The organism is Aeromonas sp. 600724 (assembly GCF_049175135.1).
GTDB classification, from domain to species: Bacteria; Pseudomonadota; Gammaproteobacteria; order Enterobacterales; family Aeromonadaceae; genus Aeromonas; species Aeromonas veronii_A.
Genome location: NZ_JAAKUM010000003.1, coordinates 181,704 through 196,864, shown reverse-complemented (window position 1 = coordinate 196,864; position 15,161 = coordinate 181,704). Strand labels below are relative to the sequence as shown.

Sequence of the window (15,161 nt, the reverse complement as noted above, 5' to 3'; positions counted from 1 at the left end):
TCCGTTTTTTATTGGAGGTGTTATGTCCCTGATGTCTATCTGGAATTCCCGTTTTTCCGCGCGCACCCTGCTGGGTGGTGTCTTGCTGGTGGTGGCGTCAGCCAGCCATGCTGGCGATGATCAGTTCACGCTGGGGCGGACTATTTTGCTGGGGGCCGGTGATCATGGTGCGACAATTCCTTTGGTGATTTGCCGTCAGACCAAATATATCAAGGTGAAGGCGGAACGTGATTTGACCCTGGATCGGGTGGTGGTGACCTATGGTGGTGATCGTACCAAAACCATTCGCTTCGATCGGGAGATGAGCAGTGATAAAGAGACCGAGTGGAAATCACTGGGTTCGCGTCGTTGTGTGAAAAAGATCGAAGTGTACGGTAATTCAGAGCGCAGCAAAGCGGGCGTAAAAGTATTCGGCCGTAAATAATCGATGCATTTTGTCTGCACGAACAGATGAGCTAAAAATAATGGCGAGCCGTGGCTCGCCATTATTTTTTATGGTCGGCTTTGCTATTTTTTCGGCCGAAATGGCTTGATGACAGTTTCATCGCACTCAAGATACGGCCCTTCCATCAAATCGATGCAGTAGGGGATGGCGGGGAATACTGCATCCAGACACTCGCGGATCGATTTGGGCTTGCCCGGCAGATTGACGATCAGGGTATCGTCGCGCAGCCCGGCAGTCTGGCGCGACAGAATGGCGGTCGGCACAAACTTGAGGGATTCGGCCCGCATCAGCTCGCCAAAGCCCGGCATCATGCGATCACACACCGCTTCGGTCGCTTCCGGCGTGACATCCCGCTTGGCCGGGCCGGTGCCGCCTGTGGTGACGATGAGACAACACTGCTCTTCATCCGCCAGCCGGATCAGGGTCGCTTCAATCTGATCCTGTTCATCGGGGATCACCTGATAGACAGGTTCCCACTCCGAGGTCAGATAGGCGTTCAGGGTGTCGATGATGGCCTTGCCGGAGAGGTCTTCATAGATGCCCGCGCTGGCGCGATCGCTGACGGTGACGATACCGATTTTTGCCTTGCTCATGGTCTGCTCTTGAATGTCCGATAAAAGTGGCAATTAAAATAACATAATCAGTGAGATATGTTAAATCGTCGGAAGGAGCTACTGGTCATTTTATGGATGATAAAGAGTCGAATGAAGCAAAATTAATTTATCCCGGCTTTTATTGGAAATAAAAAACATAAAAAAGCAGCCTAAAATGTCTAAGTGTTTTGCATGCTCTTTCTTTTTTAAGCAAATGTTTGTTTCTGCATGTTATTTCAATGGATGATTTTCATCATGGTTGCCATTTTAATAACGATTACCTGAGTGGTGTGGTGAGCTCTTTGCCGCTCGGTCGTATATAAAGTTTTATATGGCTGATTCCTCAAGTTGTGGAGCCAGCAAGAGTCGCCGAGGAGGGCATATGGAGTTGCCTGATTTTGACACCCTGAAGGAGTTGGCCGCGAGAGAGCCTTCCCGGCTGGATGCGATCCTGGAGCAGCAGATCGACCAGTTGATGGCCCGTGCGAGCCCCGATCAGCAGCGCCGTCTGCGCGGATTGCAGTTCAAGATTGATGGTCAGCGTCGGCTGGCTAAAAACAATCTAGACAGCTGTATCCGGATTGCCAACATGATGCGGGAATCCTTTTATCTGATGCGCAGCGAAATGATCCAGTTCAGAGAAGAGGGAGAGCCTCCGCCTGAAAACGATGGCAGTGGTAAAATAATCCGTCTGGCGGACTATCGACGTCGTAAATAATCTGCAAGAAACTCCTTGGTTGATATTTCAGCCAAATCGGTGAGGTCATAATAAAGGGAATTGCTGACGACCTGATTGTTATGGTTTTTAATGTTAGTCGTAATGTATTTGTGATGTAATCTCTTTTCTCCTTCTTGTAATAAATTATTAGTCAGGTTGTGATTGAGGTGGATGAATAACGGTAAAAGTTAGGCTAATATGGCCGAAATTTTTATTGCTACGACTCGAAGGGATTATGAGAAGTATCACACCAAGACGGGTGTTGTCGCGGGAGCAACAGACAGAGATCACCCGCATTATCGTCAAGGTGGGTCAGTTGTTGGCCCAGTTCGGGGCGGAGAGCCGGATCATCGAACAGACCACGGTGCGACTGGGGATGGCGCTGGGGTTGGAGAGTGTCGAAATGGCTATCTCGTCGAGCGCCATTGTGCTCACCAGTCTCTATCAGGGCAGCTGTGTCACCACCACTCGGCGGGTGCGCGAGCATGGCATCAACATGCAGGTGGTGTGCGAAATCCAGCGGATCTGCATCATGGCGGAGAAAGAGCTGATCGGCGCACGGGAAGTGCGCCAGCGACTCGAGGCCATTGTCCCCTTCCATTATCACCCCTGGTTGGTGGTGCCCATGGTAGGGCTCTCCTGTGGAGCCTTTAGTCTGCTGTTTGGTGGTGATTGGCCCATCTTCCTGGTGACCTGCTTCTCGTCTGCCGTCGCGATGCGGGTGCGCCAGCTGATGGCCCGCCATCATCACAGTCCGCTCATCAACTTTGCTGTAACCGGTTTTATCGCCACCTTGCTCTCCTCCAGCGCCACCTTCTTCAACTGGGGTGACCAGCCCTATCTCGCCATGGCGGCCAGCGTGCTGTTGCTGGTGCCGGGCTTTCCGCTGATCAATGCGGTCTCCGATATGGTGAAGGGCTACTTCAACATGGGCTTGGCCCGCTGGGGGACTGCGACCCTGCTGACCATCAGTGCCGCCATAGGTATCATTTTGGCCATGTCGGTCACCGGGATCTGGGGGTGGAAAGTATGATGGATTTGCTCTGGCTACTGGCCAAGGATGCCTTCTGGTCCTCCATCCCGGCGGTGGGGTTTGCCATGCTGTTCAACGTGCCACCGCGAATGCTGAAGTACTGCGCTATGGGCGGCGCGCTGGCCCACAGCCTGCGTACCCTGCTGATCCACTATGGTATGCCCATCGAGTGGGCGACGCTGGCGGCGGCAACTACGGTCGGTTTTGTCTGTGTCTACTGGTCGCGACGTCTGCTGGCGCCGCGTCCGGTGTTCAGCGTTGCCTCCATCATTCCGATGATCCCGGGCAGCTATGCCTTCAAGACCATGATCGCGGTGGTGGAGCTCAACATCAACGGTGTGACCATGGAGTTGATCCAGAGCGCGGTGGAGAACGGCCTCAAGGCGCTGTTTATCGTCGGCGCCCTCAGTTTCGGTCTAGCGATTCCTTCCTTGGTCGTGTATCGTAACCGCCCCATTATATGAATGGTGAAGTGAGAGATTGATACCGTGAAGATTTCCATGATTGCCGCCGTGGCTCAAGACCGTGTGATCGGCAAGGACAACCAGATGCCCTGGCATATGCCGGCCGATCTGGCCCACTTCAAGCGGATCACCCTCGGCAAGCCGGTGCTGATGGGACGCAAGACCTTCGAATCCATTGGTCGTCCACTACCCGGGCGCCGTAATCTGGTGATCAGCCGTAATCCTGAGTATCGGGTTGATGGTGTAGAAGTAATTGATTCTGTTAAGGCTGCATTAGAACTATTGAGTCATGACGAAGCTGTGGAGGAGCTGATGGTGATCGGTGGTGGTCATCTGTTTGAACAGCTCTTGCCGAAGGCTGAACGCCTCTATCTGACCCAGATTGAACTTGAAGTTGAGGGCGACGCCCATTTTCCAGTGTTGGATCATACCGACTGGGAGCTATTGGAAGAAGAGTCTCATTTAGCTGATGAGCGGAACGCTTATCCCTACCGCTTCGAGACCTGGCAACGCCGGTGAATTATGGCATGCGCTAATCGATAGCCACTAAAAAGCCCCTTGTGTTGCACAAGGGGCTTTTTTCGCACGGGCTATTTGCCAGAAGCTCCGTGCCAGCAGGCCGATGGTCCAGAGGTGGCAGGGCGATCTCATCGCGGCGTGTGAACGCACCTTCATCCTCTGCTCTGCCCCTCCTCTGCTCCTTTTCTTGTCCCCCAATCTATCCTCATTGTGACCAATAAATGGTTAGATATGTAATTATTTGGTCGCTGTTGATTATCTGGGTGGCATGTCATGCTTTTACCTCCATCAAACTGCCTTTGCTTGCTCTTTTTTGATTGTTTTTGATGATTTTCCCCAGTGAATCTTCGTTTTATATGGAAAATTTTATGGATAAAACCAGACTTTGTCCGTTTTTTGTCGATATAAATAACTGATTAAAATCAAATGCTTATTTTGGCGTTAGCTTGCTGGGACTCTATTGGTTCTTTTGTTTTGGTTGTCTATTGCTTAGTGTAATAAGTAATTGGTTCGCGTTCGACGGTTTGCCTGGCAAGTCGTCGGCCAAGAAAAAAGGACAATATGACAGTCAAACTCGAGGTTAAATCACTCTACAAAATCTTCGGCGATCAGCCGGAAAAAGCGTTCAAATTGCTGGCGAAAGGGCATGACCGCGCCAGCATCCTGCAAAAAACCGGGCAGACCCTGGGGGTCCAAGATGTCAATCTGGCCATCGACGAAGGGGAGATCTTCGTGGTGATGGGCCTCTCCGGCTCGGGCAAATCCACCCTGGTGCGTCTCTTCAACCGGCTGATCGAGCCAACCCGCGGCCAGGTACTGATCGATGGTGAGGACATCGCCGCCATCTCCGACGGCGAGCTGCGTCAGGTGCGGCGCAAGAAGATCAGCATGGTATTCCAGTCCTTCGCCCTGATGCCGCACCTGAGCGTGCTGGAAAACACTGCCTTCGGGCTGGAGCTGGCCGGTGTGCCGCTGGCGGAGCGCCAGCAGAGCGCCCGCCAGGCGCTCCATCAGGTGGGGTTGGGTCAGTGGATCGATGCCTTCCCCGATGCCCTCTCCGGCGGCATGAAGCAGCGGGTCGGCCTGGCTAGGGCGCTTGCCAACGACCCTGACATCCTGCTGATGGACGAGGCTTTTTCGGCGCTGGATCCGCTGATCCGCACCGAGATGCAGGACGAGCTGCTCAAGCTGCAGGCCAGCCAGCAGCGCACCATCGTCTTCATCTCTCACGATCTGGACGAGGCGATGCGTATCGGCGATCGCATCGCCATCATGCAGGACGGCCAGCTGGTGCAGGTCGGCACCCCGGACGAGATCCTGAACCAGCCCGCCAATGACTATGTGCGCGCCTTCTTTCGCGGGGTGGATCTGGCCAACGTGTTCAGCGCCCGCGACGTGGCCAGCCGCAAGCAGATGCCGCTCATCAAGAAGCACACCACCGACGGGCCGGGCAACGCCCTGCGCCAGCTCAAGGAGCAGGAGCGGGAGTTCGGTTACGTGGTGGATCGCCGGCGTCGCTTCATCGGGGTCGTCTCGGTGGAGTCGCTCGGTCATGCAGTCAGGGCCAAAGGCAGCCTGGAGCAGGCGCTGCTGGCGGACATCCGGCCCATTATGGCGGACACCGCCCTCAACGAACTGATCAGCCAGGTGGCGGCCGCCCCCTGTCAGGTGCCCGTGGTCGAGGAGGATGGCACTTATCTGGGCCTCATCTCCAAGGCCAACCTGCTGAACACCCTGGACAGGAGTACCCCGGCATGAAGCTGATGAATCCCAATTTTTTACTGAGCGGGCTGCTGGCCCTGGTGCTGCTGGCGAGCCCCGCCCTGCGTGCCGATGAGGTGGCGGCCGACCCTTGGGGCGCCACGGCTTCTAGTGCCACCGAGGTGGCCGATCCCTGGAGTGATACCGCCACCGCCGCCACCGCCGCCACCGACTGGCAGAACCAGATCGAGACGGTGGATACCACAGCTGCCGTCGACTGGCTGGATCCCTTCCAGCAGGCGTTGGTGCCACTGGACAGCTGGGTCGAGGATGGCATCGGCTGGCTGGTGGACAACCTGCGTCCCGTGTTTCAGCTGATCCGTGCACCGGTGGAGCTGGCGCTGGGCGGCATGACCCATCTGCTGCAGACGGTACCTTCCACCCTGATGATCGGTCTGCTGACCCTGATCGCCTGGCAACTGGTGAACGCTCGCATGGCGCTGGGAACCCTGTTCTCGCTAGTGGTGGTGGGCCTTATCGGCGCCTGGTCCGATGCCATGGTGACCCTGTCGCTGGTGCTGACCTCGCTGTTCTTCTGCGTGCTGATCGGGCTGCCGGTCGGCATCCTGCTGGCGAGGAGCGAGCGACTGTCGCGCTGGACCCGGCCGCTGCTGGATGCGATGCAGACTACCCCGGCCTTCGTCTACCTCATCCCCATCGTCATGCTGTTCGGTATCGGCAACGTGCCCGGGGTGGTGGTGACCGTCATCTTCGCGCTGCCGCCGATGATCCGGCTGACCATGCTGGGCATTCGCCAGGTGCCTGCGGATCTGGTTGAGGCGGCCCACTCGTTCGGTGCCAGCCCCTCTCAGCTGCTGTTCAAGGTACAACTGCCGCTCGCCATGCCCACCATCATGGCCGGGGTCAACCAGACCCTGATGCTGGCACTCTCCATGGTGGTGATCGCCTCCATGATTGCGGTGGGGGGCCTCGGCCAGATGGTGCTGCGCGGCATCGGCCGGCTCGACATGGGGCTCGCCTCCATCGGCGGCCTCGGCATCGTATTGCTGGCCATCGTGCTCGACCGCCTGACCCAGGCGATGGGACAGCCGGATTGCAGTCGTACCGGCCGCTGGTATCAGCGCGGCCCCGCCGCCCTGCTGCTGCGCCTGCTCGGCCGCGACAAGTCTATCGATTACAAAGGAGTAAATGCATGAGGCTCATTACCAAGACGCTGACCCTGGGTTCCCTGCTGTTGAGCTCCCAACTGCTCGGCCCGCTCGCCATGGCCAGCACCGAGCTGCCGGGGGAGGGAGTGCGCGTCCAGCCCCTGCAGAGCTCGTTGCCGGAGGAGAGTTTTCAGACCCTGTTGGTCAGCAAGCTGATGGCGCGCCTCGGCTATGACGTCCAGCCGGCCCAGGAGGTGGATTACAACGTGGCCTACGCCTCGGTGGCGCAGGGGGATGGCACCTTCCTCGCCTTCAACTGGATACCGCTGCAAAACAACAAGTATGAGCAGGCTGGCGGCGACAAGGTGTTCTTCCGTGAGGGCACCTATGTGGCCGGGGCCGCCCAGGGCTATCTCATCGACAAGCAGACCGCGACTCGCTACGGCATCACCAATCTGGGTCAGCTCAAGGATCCCAAGCTGGCGGCGCTGTTTGACGGCGATGGCGACGGCAAGGCCGACCTGGTGGGTTGCAACCCGGGCTGGGGCTGCGAAGAGGCGATCAACCGTCATCTGGCCGGGTTCGGCCTGACCCCGACCGTCACCCACAAGCAGGGCAACTACGCGGCGCTGATCGCCGATACCCGTGCCCGTTACCAGGCCGGCAAGCCGGTGCTCTACTACACCTGGACCCCCTACTGGCTCAGCAGCGAGCTGGTGCCGGGCAAGGACGTGGTGTGGCTGGAGGTGCCCGCCGACGGCCCTGATGCGGCCAAGACCCGGCTGCCGAACGGCAAGAACTATGGCTTCCCGGTCAACACCATGCATATAGTGGCCAACAAGCAGTTCGCCGAGGCCAACCCGGCAGCCGCCAGGCTGTTCTCCATCGTCAAGCTTCCGCTCAATGACATCAACGTGCAGAACGGTCTGATGAACAAGGGGCAGAACAAGCCGGCGGATGTGGAGCGTCACGCCGACGCCTGGCTCAAGGGCCACGAGGTGCTGGTGAACGACTGGCTGACCCAGGCGCGCGCCGCCAAGTAATGAGGGGGGGAATGCCACCCTTTTGCGCAAATTAAAACGCCCGGCTGTTGCCGGGCGTTTTTTTATGAAAGCCGTGCGGGTGGACAGCTTGGCTCAGATGCCTGAGCCGTCGTTCTCGCCGTTCTCCTCGTGCAAACCGCACTCGCGTTTGAGGCCGAAGAAGCGGGTCTGCTCCTCGCTCATGCCCGGCTCCCACTTGGCGGTGGTGTGGATATCGCCCACCGAGAGATAACCCTGCTCCCACAGCGGGTGGTAGGGGAGGTCGAACTCCTTGAAGTAGTAGAAGACGTCCTTGTTGCTCCAGTCGATCACCGGCAGGAACTTGAAGCGGCCGCGCTGGATGCCCAGTACCGGCAGCTTGCCACGGCTGCCGGACTGCTCCCGGCGCAGGCCGGAGAACCAGGTCTGGGCCCCCAGTTCACGCAGGGCGCGGTCCATCGGCTCCACCTTGTTGAGCTGGTTGTAGCGGGTGATCCCCTCTACCCCCTGCTCCCACAGGAGGCCAAATCGCGCCTCCTGCCAGGCCGGTGACAACTCGGCCCGATAGATTTTCAGGTTGAGTGCGAGGCGCTCGGTCAGCTCGTCGATGAAACGGTAGGTCTCGGGGAAGAGATAACCGGTATCGGTCAGCACCACGGGCACGTCGGCCCGTTCGCGACTTACCAGATGGAGCATCAGCGCCGCCTGAATACCGAAACTGGAGGAGAGCACATGCTCCCCCGGCAGATTGGCCAGGGCCCAGCGCACCCGCTCGGGGGCACTCATGGTATCCAGCTCCCGGTTGAGGGGCGCGAGTGCCTCGACTTGCTCCTCACGGCCGAGGGCCAGCAGTGCCTGCAGGTCAAGGCGGCCATCTTCAGTGACATTAAGCGGCATAGAAGTCCCTCGCAGAATCGATAACGGGGGCAATTACCCCAACCCGGATCACGAAGTCGCCGAAGCACTCACCCTGATTGCGCTCTTTGGCCCAGCGGCCGATCAGCGCATCCAGTTCTGCCAGGATCTGCGGCTCGGTGATGTTCTCCTGATAGAGGCGCGGAATGCGGGTGCCCTCCAGGTTGCCCCCCAGATGGAGGTTGTAGCGGCCGGGCGCCTTGCCCACCAGACCCACTTCCGCCAGCATGGCGCGGCCGCAGCCGTTGGGGCAACCGGTGACCCGGAAGATGATGGCGTCATCGGCGAGATCGTGCTTGGCCAGTAAGCCCTCGATGTCGGTGACAAACGCTGGCAGCATGCGTTCCGCCTCGGCCATCGCTAGCGGGCAGGTAGGCAGTGCCACACAAGCCATGGACTGCTTGCGCTGCTCGCTCACGCCGTCATCCAGCAGGCCGTACTGGCGCGCCAGCCCTTCGATGCGGGCTTTCTCGCTGGCAGGTACCCCTGCGATGATCAGGTTCTGGTTGGCGGTCAGGCGAAAATCCCCCTGATGCACCTTGGCGATCTCCAGCATGCCGGTTTTGAGCGGCTTGCCCGGGAAGTCCAGCAGGCGGCCATTCTCGATAAACAGGGTGAGGTGATGCTTGCCGTCGATCCCCTCGACCCAACCGAAGCGATCGCCACGGCTGGTGAACTCATAGGGGCGAACCGGCCCGAACTGGATGCCAGCGCGGCTCTCCACCTCGGCCTTGAAGGTTTCGACGCCGACACGCTCGAGGGTGTACTTGGTCTTGGCGTTCTTGCGGTTGACCCGGTTGCCCCAGTCGCGCTGGGTGCTGACTACGGCGGCCGCCACCTCCAGCACGTGGGATAGCGGAATAAAGCCAAAGTCGCTCGCCTTGCGCGGGTAGGTGCTGGTGTCGCCGTGGGTCATAGCCAGCCCGCCGCCCACCAGCACGTTGAAGCCCACCAGCTTGCCATGCTCGGCGATCGCCACGAAGTTGAGATCGTTGGCGTGGATATCCACGTCGTTGTGGGGCGGGATCACCACGGTCGTCTTGAATTTGCGCGGCAGGTAGTTGGAACCCAGGATCGGTTCCTCATCCTGCCCCAGTTTTTCACCGTCCAGCCAGATCTCCACGTAGGCGCGGGTCTTGGGCAGCAGGTGTTCGGAGATCTTCTTGGCCCACTCGTAGGCCTCCTGATGCAGCTCGGACTCCACCGGGTTGCTGGTGCAGAGCACGTTGCGGTTCACATCGCCAGCGGTGGCGATGGAATCGATGCCGGTGCTGTTGAGGGTCTGGTGCATCAGCTTGATGTCGCGCTTCAATACCCCGTGGAACTGGAAGGTTTGACGGGTAGTCAGGCGGATGCTGCCGTAGAGGCTGTGCTCTTCGGCGAACTTGTCAATGATCTGCCACTGGGCCGGGGTGATGATCCCACCCGGCAGGCGGGCACGCAGCATGACGTTGTGCAGCGGCTCCAGCTTCTGGGCGGCGCGCTCCGGGCGGATGTCGCGGTCATCCTGCTGGTACATGCCGTGAAAGCGGATCAGCTGGAAGTTGTCGCCGTTGAAGCCGCCGGTGAGCGGATCCTGCAGATCTTGCTCTATGGTGCCGCGCAGAAAGTTGCTCTCGCGCTTGAGGCGCTCGTTGTCGGCCAGCGGCCCTTCGACCGGTCCCGCTTTTGGGTGAGAAAGAGGTTGTTTGCTCATCAATAGACATCCCTTTGATAACGTTTGGCACGACGCAATTCGCTCAAATACTCTTCTGCTTCCTCACGGCTCTTGTGACCGTGTTCGGCAATTACATCCAGCAGGGCCTCCTGTACATCCTTGGCCATCTTGTTGGCGTCGCCACACACATAGAAGTGAGCGCCTGCTTCCAGCCACTGGTAGAGCTCAAGCCCTGCCTCGCGCAGACGGTCCTGCACATAAATCTTGTTGGCCTGATCCCGGCTGAAGGCCAGGGAGATCTTCGACAGCAGCCCAGATTTCACATAACGCTGCCACTCCACCTGATAGAGGAAATCCTGGGTAAAGTGGGGGTTGCCGAAGAAGAGCCAGTTCTTGCCCTCGGCACCTTGGGCTTCCCGCTCCTGCATAAAGGCGCGGAACGGGGCGATGCCGGTGCCCGGGCCCACCATGATGACGGGGGTGTCGGGGTTTTGCGGCAGGCGGAAGTTGTCGTTGTGCTCGACGAATACCCGTACCTCGCCATCCTCAATCAGCCGATCCGCCAGATAGGAGGAGGCGGCGCCAGAGCGCACTGTGCCATCTTCCTGCGGGTAGCGCACCACGCCGACGGTCAGGTGCACCTCCTCTTCGACTTCGCTCTGTGCGGAGGCGATTGAGTAGAGGCGCGGGGTGAGGGGACGTAGCAACCCGATCAGCTGCTCGGCCGTGAGCGCGGTCGGGAAGCGTTTCAGCACATCCACCACCTGAGCGGAGGCCACCAGTGCATTGACCTGGGCCTTGTCACCGGCCAAGTCTTTCAGCGCCGCGTTGTCCGATATGTCAGCGAGTCCTGTGATAAAGCCGCCGTGCAGCCGGGTCAGTTCGAAGTGACTGGTCAGGGCAGCGCGCAAGGTGCCGTGGGCCGTGGATTCATCGCCAGAGAGGCCGGTCAGGGCCAGCACTTCGCCCACCAGTTCGGCGTCATTGTCGAACCAGACCCCGAGGGCATCCCCCGGCTGATAGGTGAGGCCGGAGTCGGCCAGATTGATTTCGATATGGCGGATATCCTTGGTGGAATCCCGGCCGGTGATCTTCTGATTGACCGAGAGGCGGGCAGGGAAGGGGTTCTCCTTGCTGTACTGGCTGTGGCCAACCGCCTGTTGCACCGCGCTGGCTACGCTGCTGGCCGCTCTGGTAGAGAGGGTCGTGGCAATGGCGTTGAGCGCTTGTTCGCCCCAGCTCTTGGCTGCATCCTGATAGTCCACATCGAGGCTGGCGAGCTCATAAATGCGCTCGGCCCCTGCTTTGGCGAGGAAGTCGTCAAAATCTTTGCCGGTCTGGCAGAAAAATTCGTAGGAGCTGTCACCCAGCCCCAGCACCGCGAATCTGAGGCCGTCCAGCTTGCCAATCTTGCCTTTTTTAAGCTGCTCGAACAGATCGACGGCGCTCTCCGGCGGTTCACCCTCCCCGTAAGTGCTCACTACCACCAGCAGGTGGCTCTCTTTCTTGAGCTGCTTGGGTTTGTAGTCGGCCATCGACGCTAGGGTGACCGGTAGACCGCGGGCCTCGGCCTGCGCCTTGATGGCAGTGGCGACCCCTTTGGCGTTGCCGGTCTGGGAGCCGTAGAGAATGGTCAGGCTGCCGCTGGGCGCAGCCACGGCGGCGCTGGCTGCAACGCTCTGCTGACCGCTCTGGGAGAGGCCGTAGAGATATCCGCTCACCCAGGCCAGTTGCTGGGTATTGAGGGTCGAGAGTACCTGACCCAACTGACGTTGCTGCTCGTCAGAGAGGGGGGATAGGTTGAATGGGGAATCCTTCAATTGCATCACACGCGTCTTCCATGGTCTGATTTTTGGCCAGATTAAAGGGCGTGTTGGCTAACAACAAAGAATAAAAATATCTTCTTTATTCCATTATTGAATTTATAAAGTGATTTAGCGGTAAAGAAGATAGAAAAACGCCCCGCTGTTGCGGGGCGTTTTTATTGGCTATCACGCTTGGGATTGACCCAAGGGATGTAGCTGACTTCTGTGGGCCTTATTTCTGCGGACGCAGGGCCGGGAACAGAATGACGTCACGGATGGTGTGGCTGTTGGTGAACAGCATGACCAGACGGTCGATACCGATACCCTGACCGGCAGTCGGCGGCAGGCCGTGTTCCAGTGCGGTGACGAAGTCGGCGTCGTAGAACATGGCTTCGTCGTCGCCTGCTTCTTTCTGATCAACCTGATCCTGGAAGCGCTTGGCCTGGTCTTCTGCATCGTTCAGCTCGGAGAAGCCGTTGGCCAGCTCGCGGCCACCGATGAAGAACTCGAAGCGGTCGGTTACGTCCGGGTTCACGTCGTTGCGGCGGGCCAGCGGAGAAACGGCAGCCGGGTACTCGGTGATGAAGGTCGGTTGCAGCAGCATGTGCTCCACGGTCTCTTCGAAGATCGCGGTGATCACGTGGCCCAGTTCCCAGCCCTTCATCAGCTCGATGTGCAGACGCTTGGCAACGGCCTTGGCGCTCTCCAGGGTAGCCAGATCGTCCAGAGTTACGTCCGGGTTGAACTTCAGGATGGACTCGACCATGGTGAGGCGCTGGAACGGCTGACCGAAATCGATGGTCAGGCCCTCTTCGCCCTCTTTGGCGTAACGGATCTTGGTGTCGCCCAGAATGTCCTGCGCCAGGGTGCGCAGCAGCTCTTCGGTCAGGTCCATCAGATCGATGTAGTCGGCGTAGGCCATGTAGAACTCGATCATGGTGAACTCGGGGTTGTGACGAACCGAGATACCTTCGTTACGGAAGTTGCGGTTGATCTCGTAGACACGCTCGAAACCACCGACCACCAGACGCTTCAGATAGAGCTCCGGAGCGATACGCAGGTACATGTCGATGTCCAGCGCATTGTGGTGAGTGACGAACGGACGCGCGGAGGCACCACCCGGGATGACTTGCATCATCGGGGTTTCCACTTCCATGAAGCGCTTTTCGTTGAAGAACTTGCGGATACCGGCAACCACCTGGGTGCGGATCATGAAGGTCTTGCGAGACTCTTCGTTGGCGATCAGATCCAGGTAGCGCTGGCGGCAGCGAGCTTCCTGGTCGGTCAGGCCTTTGTGCTTCTCAGGCAGCGGACGCAGCGCCTTGGTCAGCAGGCGGATATCGGAAACGTGAACGGAGAGCTCACCGGTCTGGGTCTTGAACAGGGTACCTTCGACACCCACGATGTCGCCCAGATCCCACTTCTTGAACTGCTCGTTGTAGAAACCTTCCGGCAGGTCGTCACGGGTGACGTAGACCTGGATCTTGCCGGCCATGTCCTGCAGGGTGGCGAAAGAAGCCTTGCCCATGATCCGGCGGGTCATGATGCGACCGGCAATCTTCACCCGTTTACCCAGGCTCGTCAGCTCCTCGGCGCTTTTGTCGTCGAACTCTGCGTGCAGATCGCCAGAGAGGCTGTCGCGACGGAAGTCGTTGGGGAAAGGATTACCCTGGGCGCGCAGGGCGGCCAGCTTGGAACGACGCTCGGTCATCTCGTTGTTGAGTTCGAGAGTTTGGTCGACTTCCGGAGTGATGGTTTGTTCAGACATGGTGATTCCTGCTTGTTTACAGACCTGATTTCAGGCTGGCTTCGATAAACTTGTCCAAGTCACCGTCGAGCACCGATTGGGTATTACGGGTTTCGACGCCGGTGCGCAGATCCTTGATACGGGAGTCATCCAGCACATAGGAACGGATCTGGCTGCCCCAACCGATATCAGACTTGGTCTCTTCCAGGGCTTGTTTCTCAGCGTTCTGCTTCTGAATTTCCAGCTCGTAGAGCTTGGCTTTCAGCTGCTTCATACACTGGTCTTTGTTTTTGTGCTGGGAACGGTCGTTCTGGCACTGTACCACGACACCGGTCGGAACGTGGGTAATACGCACCGCGGATTCGGTTCGGTTAACGTGCTGACCACCGGCACCGGAGGCACGGTAGACGTCGATCCGCAGATCTGCCGGGTTGATCTCGATATCGATATCGTCGTCGATCTCGGGGTAGACGAACACAGAACAGAAGGAGGTGTGACGGCGGCCGCCGGAGTCGAACGGGGACTTGCGAACCAGACGGTGTACGCCGGTTTCGGTACGCAGCCAGCCGAACGCATATTCGCCGGTGAACTTGATGGTGGCGGATTTGATACCAGCCACGTCGCCTTCGGAGCATTCAATCAGCTCGGGCTTGTAGCCGTGGGCATCGCCCCAGCGCAGGTACATGCGCAGCACCATGTTGGCCCAATCCTGCGCTTCGGTACCACCGGAGCCGGATTGAATATCGATATAGCAGTCGGAGCCGTCGTGCTGGCCGGAGAACATGCGGCGGAACTCGAGGTCCACCAGCTTGGCTTCCAGTTGCTCGGATTCGGCGATAGCTTCGTTGAAGGTCTCTTCGTCTTCTCCTTCCACGGCCAGGCTCACCAGCATCTCGACGTCATCCACGCCCTGGGTCAGGGTGTCGATGGTGCCGACCACGTTTTCCAGCGCGACGCGCTCTTTGCCCAGCGCCTGTGCGCGCTCGGGTTCATTCCATACGTCCGGCTGTTCCAGCTCGGCGTTGACCTCTTCTAGACGCTCTTTCTTGGCGTCATAGTCAAAGGTACCCCCTAAGAAGCTCGGTCCGCTCAGACAGCTCCTTAAGTTTATTTAATACGGGATTAACTTCGAACATCGTGAAAACTCTCAGGGTCGATGTGATTTAAAAACGGGATATTCTAGCCAATTGTGGAAGGAATAAACAGGGTTGCCTTGGCTTGTGCGGCTCATGCCGTCAATTTCTGGTGCACTTTTCTCCACCTCGGTAGAAAATATCGCCCGCCGACCCATTTTCAGGTTAAGTTTTGGCCATTCGGGTCGCTAATGACTACGTGTAGTGTTGTGCAATTTAGGGAAAAACCCGCTCCTCACC

At 58.5% G+C, this 15,161-nt stretch carries 14 protein-coding genes; 8 read left to right on the top strand and 6 right to left on the bottom strand.

The window, feature by feature from the left end; genetic code table 11:
* Positions 1-22 precede the first annotated feature (22 nt).
* Positions 23-424: a DUF2541 family protein gene (locus tag G5168_RS04360; protein WP_129503427.1), complete on the top strand. Its 402-nt coding sequence runs from the start codon at positions 23-25 to the stop codon at positions 422-424.
* Between the two features lie 83 nt (positions 425-507).
* Here the strand turns inward: G5168_RS04360 and mog are convergent, their stop codons facing one another.
* Entirely contained in the window at positions 508-1,038 is a 531-nt protein-coding gene (gene mog / locus G5168_RS04355; RefSeq protein ID WP_005354170.1) for a molybdopterin adenylyltransferase, read from the bottom strand.
* A 382-nt stretch (positions 1,039-1,420) separates the two neighbouring features.
* Here mog and G5168_RS04350 point away from each other — a divergent pair, with 382 nt between their 5' ends.
* The 7 genes from G5168_RS04350 to proX all read left to right on the top strand — a co-directional run bounded on the left by G5168_RS04350 (position 1,421) and on the right by proX (position 7,685).
* On the top strand, positions 1,421-1,756 hold the full coding sequence (locus tag G5168_RS04350; RefSeq protein ID WP_421205075.1) for a DUF3135 domain-containing protein: 336 nt from the start codon (positions 1,421-1,423) through the stop codon (positions 1,754-1,756).
* A gap of 235 nt (positions 1,757-1,991) precedes the next feature.
* On the top strand, positions 1,992-2,789 hold the full coding sequence (locus tag G5168_RS04345) for a threonine/serine exporter family protein (RefSeq protein ID WP_216953003.1): 798 nt from the start codon (positions 1,992-1,994) through the stop codon (positions 2,787-2,789).
* On the top strand, positions 2,786-3,253 hold the full coding sequence (locus G5168_RS04340) for a threonine/serine exporter family protein (RefSeq protein ID WP_026035076.1): 468 nt from the start codon (positions 2,786-2,788) through the stop codon (positions 3,251-3,253). Before G5168_RS04345 ends, G5168_RS04340 begins: the two co-directional genes overlap by 4 nt.
* A 24-nt stretch (positions 3,254-3,277) precedes the next feature.
* Complete coding sequence (gene folA / locus G5168_RS04335; RefSeq protein WP_227342053.1) at positions 3,278-3,772, top strand: type 3 dihydrofolate reductase; 495 nt, start codon at positions 3,278-3,280, stop codon at positions 3,770-3,772.
* A gap of 561 nt (positions 3,773-4,333) precedes the next feature.
* Complete coding sequence (gene proV / locus G5168_RS04330; protein WP_216953005.1) at positions 4,334-5,530, top strand: glycine betaine/L-proline ABC transporter ATP-binding protein ProV; 1,197 nt, start codon at positions 4,334-4,336, stop codon at positions 5,528-5,530.
* Entirely contained in the window at positions 5,527-6,690 is a 1,164-nt protein-coding gene (gene proW, locus G5168_RS04325) for a glycine betaine/L-proline ABC transporter permease ProW (protein ID WP_227342054.1), read from the top strand. Before proV ends, proW begins: the two co-directional genes overlap by 4 nt.
* On the top strand, positions 6,687-7,685 hold the full coding sequence (gene proX, locus G5168_RS04320) for a glycine betaine/L-proline ABC transporter substrate-binding protein ProX (protein WP_227342055.1): 999 nt from the start codon (positions 6,687-6,689) through the stop codon (positions 7,683-7,685). Before proW ends, proX begins: the two co-directional genes overlap by 4 nt.
* Positions 7,686-7,778: 93 nt before the next feature.
* Here the strand turns inward: proX and G5168_RS04315 are convergent, their stop codons facing one another.
* The 5 genes from G5168_RS04315 to prfB form a co-directional block, all read right to left on the bottom strand.
* Complete coding sequence (locus tag G5168_RS04315; RefSeq protein WP_227342056.1) at positions 7,779-8,561, bottom strand: phosphoadenylyl-sulfate reductase; 783 nt, start codon at positions 8,559-8,561, stop codon at positions 7,779-7,781.
* The gene (cysI, locus tag G5168_RS04310; protein WP_227342057.1) at positions 8,551-10,275 is read right to left on the bottom strand and encodes an assimilatory sulfite reductase (NADPH) hemoprotein subunit; all 1,725 of its coding nucleotides are present in this window, start codon (positions 10,273-10,275) and stop codon (positions 8,551-8,553) included. The genes G5168_RS04315 and cysI overlap by 11 nt, the downstream gene beginning before the upstream one ends.
* Positions 10,275-12,062, bottom strand: a complete 1,788-nt coding sequence (locus G5168_RS04305) for an assimilatory sulfite reductase (NADPH) flavoprotein subunit (protein ID WP_421251897.1) — start codon at positions 12,060-12,062, stop codon at positions 10,275-10,277. The genes cysI and G5168_RS04305 overlap by 1 nt, the downstream gene beginning before the upstream one ends.
* Before the next feature lie 211 nt (positions 12,063-12,273).
* Positions 12,274-13,809 carry a lysine--tRNA ligase gene (lysS, locus tag G5168_RS04300; protein ID WP_005335201.1) on the bottom strand — a complete coding sequence of 512 codons (1,536 nt, stop codon included), beginning with the start codon at positions 13,807-13,809 and terminating at the stop codon, positions 12,274-12,276.
* A gap of 16 nt (positions 13,810-13,825) precedes the next feature.
* A protein-coding gene (gene prfB / locus G5168_RS04295) for a peptide chain release factor 2 (protein WP_100645262.1) occupies positions 13,826-14,924 on the bottom strand; the annotation gives its coding sequence in 2 pieces (ribosomal slippage) (positions 13,826-14,848 and positions 14,850-14,924; 1,098 coding nt in all).
* Positions 14,925-15,161 lie beyond the last annotated feature (237 nt).